7 protein-coding genes are annotated in these 4,609 nt (G+C 30.1%); all 7 read right to left on the reverse strand.

Features of this window, described 5'->3' with window-relative positions:
- Window positions 1-158: 158 nt before the first annotated feature.
- The gene (gene xseA, locus Q0C22_RS05360; protein ID WP_291492539.1) at window positions 159-1,121 is read right to left on the reverse strand and encodes an exodeoxyribonuclease VII large subunit; all 963 of its coding nucleotides are present in this window, start codon (window positions 1,119-1,121) and stop codon (window positions 159-161) included.
- Complete coding sequence (gene plsX / locus Q0C22_RS05365) at window positions 1,111-2,157, reverse strand: phosphate acyltransferase PlsX (protein WP_291492541.1); 1,047 nt, start codon at window positions 2,155-2,157, stop codon at window positions 1,111-1,113. Before plsX ends, xseA begins: the two co-directional genes overlap by 11 nt.
- Entirely contained in the window at window positions 2,154-2,333 is a 180-nt protein-coding gene (rpmF, locus tag Q0C22_RS05370; RefSeq protein ID WP_291492543.1) for a 50S ribosomal protein L32, read from the reverse strand. The genes plsX and rpmF overlap by 4 nt, the downstream gene beginning before the upstream one ends.
- 11 nt (window positions 2,334-2,344) lie before the next feature.
- Complete coding sequence (ndk, locus tag Q0C22_RS05375; RefSeq protein WP_367172110.1) at window positions 2,345-2,758, reverse strand: nucleoside-diphosphate kinase; 414 nt, start codon at window positions 2,756-2,758, stop codon at window positions 2,345-2,347.
- Entirely contained in the window at window positions 2,733-2,993 is a 261-nt protein-coding gene (locus Q0C22_RS05380) for a zinc ribbon domain-containing protein (RefSeq protein WP_291492547.1), read from the reverse strand. The genes ndk and Q0C22_RS05380 overlap by 26 nt, the downstream gene beginning before the upstream one ends.
- Window positions 2,980-3,255, reverse strand: coding sequence for a DUF167 domain-containing protein (locus tag Q0C22_RS05385; protein ID WP_291492549.1), 276 nt, complete (start codon window positions 3,253-3,255; stop codon window positions 2,980-2,982). Before Q0C22_RS05385 ends, Q0C22_RS05380 begins: the two co-directional genes overlap by 14 nt.
- A gap of 65 nt (window positions 3,256-3,320) precedes the next feature.
- Window positions 3,321-4,609, reverse strand: a 1,289-nt coding sequence (gene wbaP, locus Q0C22_RS05390; RefSeq protein ID WP_291492551.1) for an undecaprenyl-phosphate galactose phosphotransferase WbaP, incomplete at its 5' end; no start/stop codon positions are given.

A 4,609-nucleotide genomic window follows, 5' to 3' on the forward strand; every position in this document is an offset into this window, starting at 1 on the left:
TCAAATATCCATCATGAAAACGTAATCAGAGAGAAAAAATCATTATATAAAAATCGCGTCTGAAAATAACGATAGTCGTTCAGATGCATATAGAAGATGTGTTATCATAATTTTCTAAAAAATAATAAAAGAATGAAAAACAAAAAGCAAAAATTATTTCAAGACTTTTCGGAGGATAAAACTTTTGTTTTTAATCTGCCGTCGCTTAAAAGCAATGTTATATTTTCGTTTTCTTTAACTTGAGTTACAGAAAAAACTACCCTATTTTTCTCATTAAAAGCAATAGAATATCCTCTTTTCAAGACATTATAAGGACTTAATGAATTTAATGCTTTTTTTTCCGTGTTTATCTTATTTCTGTATTGCAAAATTATGGTTAATGCTGACTTTTTAAGTTTTTCTGATAATTCTTTAATATGCAATCTGCGCTCTTTAAGGATATTTAAAGGGTTTTTGAGAAAAAGCCTTTTTCTCAAATGTGAAATATTAATATTAAATATATCAATTTTTCTAGTTATAGTTTCATGCATATTTTCTACAAGGTCGTTAATACGTATTTTTTTGTTTTCAACTAATCTTTTTGGAGATACTTTTTCGATATTCTTAATTAAATGCAAAAGATTGTTTTTCTTATTCGAAATTAACTTAGCGGACGCTGATTTCAAGCGTAAGTCCAATGATTTTAACTGTCTTATAAGCTCTGACTTTACTGGAACTACAATTTCCGCAGCATTAGATGGAGTTGAAGCACGTATGTCGGCAACAAAATCTGCTATAGTAAAATCCGTTTCATGTCCTACTGCACTTATTATCGGAATTTTTGAATTATAAATAGCTCTTGCTGTAATCTCTTCGTTGAAAGCCCATAAATCCTCAATACTTCCGCCGCCTCTTCCAACTATTATTACATCTATTTCTTCTGGACTAATAACACCTTCTATAGCTTTTTTAGCTGCCAAATAGGCTAGATAACTTGTAGGTTTATCTGAAATATGACGCTCTTTAATTCCCGTTCGTTGCACAATCCATTCATTTGATGTATCAACTATTTTTTCAAGATCAAAATTTGTTAAAATTTTATCTGGCAAATAAGAACCAATAGAAACAATTTTAGATCGCATTTTCCACACCTCTTTGAATATACTTTAGTACTGAACATTTTTCAATAGCTTCTTCAATTTTTGTATTTATATCAAGGCTTGCAAACTTTGCAGCTTTTAAAATGGCATTTTTTATCGCATAAGCTTTGCTTCTACCATGACTTACAATGCAAGCACCATTTACACCTAATAAAGGTGCACCCCCAAATTCTGCATAATCAGTTTTCTTTTTTAACATTCTAAATGCTGGTTTTGATAGTAAATAGCCAATCTTGTATACCAAACTTTTAGAAATTTGTGCTTTTAAAAATTCTCCAATTATAGTAGGAACAGACTCGGATGTTTTTAAAATAATATTACCTACAAAACCATCACAAACGGCTACATCTATTTTATCTGAAAATATTTCGTTACCCTCTATGTTTCCGTAAAAATTTAAAGCTGATGATTTAATTAAATCATAAGCTTTAATTACGAGGCTATTACCTTTGCCTGGTTCAGAACCATTACTGATTAAGCCTACTTTGGGTTTGTTTATACCAAGCATATGTTTAATAAAAACAGAACCCATAATACTGAACTCAAGTAAATGAATAGGCTTACAATCAACATTTGCTCCCGCGTCTAAAAGCAAAACACTACCATTGACAGTAGGCAATAAAGCACCTATCGCAGGTCTTGAAATACCCTTTAGTTTTCCCAAAACCGTCATAGCAATGGCCATAACAGCTCCAGAATTTCCCGCGCTTATAAAAGCGCATGCTTTACCATACTTAACAAGTTCCATACCTACATGCATTGAAGAATTTTTCTTTCTTATAGCTACGCTTGGTTTATCGAACATAGTAATTATGGTTGGTGCGTCTTTTACGGTAATTTTTTGTGATACATTTGAGCTAAAATCTTTAGAAATATCTTCTATACTTTTTTCAAGCTCATTTTCTTTACCAACTAGCACTATATCTAAATTAAATTCTTTGGCAGCAAGGAAAGCTCCTAAGATTACTTCTTTTGGAGCATGATCACCGCCAAAGGCATCTACGGCTATTGGTTTCATTCTTCAATTTTGAGGATTTCCTCATCTTTATAGTAACCACAAGATGGACACACAGTATGTGGTAATTTCACAGCACCACATCGTGGACATTTTGACATAGCAGGCATACTTGCTTTTTTGTGTGTTGCTCTTTTTGCAGCTCTAGAATGACAGGATTTTCTTTTTGGTTGAGCCATTTTTCTCTCCTTTATAATATTTCTATTGAACTAAAAAAATATGGTATCTCAAAATCAGCCGATTCTTTAGAATCAGATCCATGTACAGCGTTTTCTTCTATATTTTTTGCATACAAAGCCCTGATTGTGCCAGGCTGAGCTTTAGCTGGATCCGTAGCACCCATTAAATTCCTGTAATCAGCAATCGCATTTTCTTTTTCTAAAACCATAACAATTATGTTACCGCTCGACATAAATGTCGTAAGCGAGTCATAAAACGGCCTATTCTTGTGTACAATATAAAAACCTTCAGCTTGTTTTTTGGTTAAACGAATTTTTTTCATAGCTTTAATTTCAAAGCCGTTTTCCTCAAGCATAGCTATAATTTTACCGCTATAGCCAGCTTTTACTGCATCTGGTTTAATTATTGACAGTGTTTTTTCCAGCATCTTTTAGTTCTCCTTTTTTAGATTCATTATTAGAATTTGATTTAGAATTATTTTTGTAATCTGTAACATACCATCCGGACCCTTTAAGCTCAAAAGAAGTATGTGAAATGATTTTTTTTAATGTATTAACTGCACCACAGAGCGGACATGAGTTTGGAGCTTTAGAACCTATCTTTTGCATTAACTCAATTGTTTGTCCACAAGCAGAACATTTATATTCATAAATGGGCATCTTTAATCACCTCATGTAATTTAGAATTAAAAAATTCTTCTTCTATATCTAAATCGAGTATTTTTATATTAGATTTTTCTCCACTTAAAATTTTAATAGCAGATTTTTTAATATCAAAAAAAGAGGATATTAGTGAAACCACGGCTTTATTAGCCCTACCCTCCTGTGCAGGTTTTGAAACTTTAACTTTCAAAAACCCTCCTTCCATACCGCAAACTAAATCTCTCTTAGCATTTGCTATTACTTTCAAGTGCACAATCATAAAAAAACCAGCCTACAAACTATCATAATTTTTTTTATCAGTCAATATAATATCTACATAATATTCTAATAAACACCTTCCTTTTTTAATACAACAACAAATGTTTTAACAATAATAATTATATCAAGCCATAAAGACCAATTAGTTACATACCATGTATCCATTTTTATGCGAAAATCGTAACTCGTATCGTTTCTACCACTTACCTGCCACAAACCTGTAAGTCCTGGATTTACCATATAGTAAAACTTTGCATATTCTCTGTAATATTTTTCAACTTCTTCTTTCACAACAGGCCGTGGACCTACAAATGACATTTCGTTTTTGATAATATTTATTATCTGCGGCAACTCATCAAGTGAAGTTTTCCTTAAAAAATTACCTACTTTAGTTATCCTTGGATCATTTTTTAACTTAAAAAATTGATTCCACTCATGTTTTAATTGCTCGTTGTTTTCAAGTAAAATCTTTAGGCGTTCTTGTGCGTCTTCATACATGCTTCTAAATTTATAAATTTTTATTATTTTACCATTTTTTCCAATACGCTCATGTTTAAAAAAAATAGGACCTTTTGATGTAGCTTTTATAGCTATACTTATAAAAATTAATGCTACTAAAAATAATGGAAATATAATAATTACCAATATAAGATCAAAAACTCTTTTAAGGATTTTGTTTGCGACAGATTCTAAATTATTTTTTGTATGAATAAATAAAAGTTTCTGAGAAAAATTGAAATTAACTTTTGTATTGAAAATAGATAATCCATCGAAACTTGGTATAACTATTACATTTTTAAAGATTGTTTGAAGACTCGTTAAATCAACCTTTGAATTGCATGCAGATATTATAAAAACCGTATCAATACAGTTAGATTTAATTTCCGAAGAAAGTTCGATAAATGATCTAATAACTTTTTTATCATTAATGTATTTTGTATTTGATTTTTGATCAAAAAAAGCTATAGTGTTATAACCTAAATAATGCTGACAATCTAACGATTTTTGAAATGATAATGCTTGAGAACAAGTACCACAGATTACTACATTTTTTTGCCAGAGTTTGATTTTAAATAGAAAAAATTTTGATAATGCATGAAAAAAAGAAAATATAACCAGACCATACAACCAAAATAAAAATATCAAGAGTCTTGAAAACAATAAACTGGATTTAGTTATAGAAACTAGTGAAAGTATAATAACCACAATAATTGTTATTGAGTTAAATATTTTCTTAACATCTTCCCAAATATCATAACGTTTTGTGTAAATACCCTCATAATAAAACAAGAAAAATACAACAAAAAAAACAAAAAAATACTCGTAGTAATAAGAAAACGGTTTTTTATATTGAA

Source organism: Desulfurella sp., assembly GCF_023256235.1.
Taxonomy (GTDB): domain Bacteria; phylum Campylobacterota_A; class Desulfurellia; order Desulfurellales; family Desulfurellaceae; genus Desulfurella.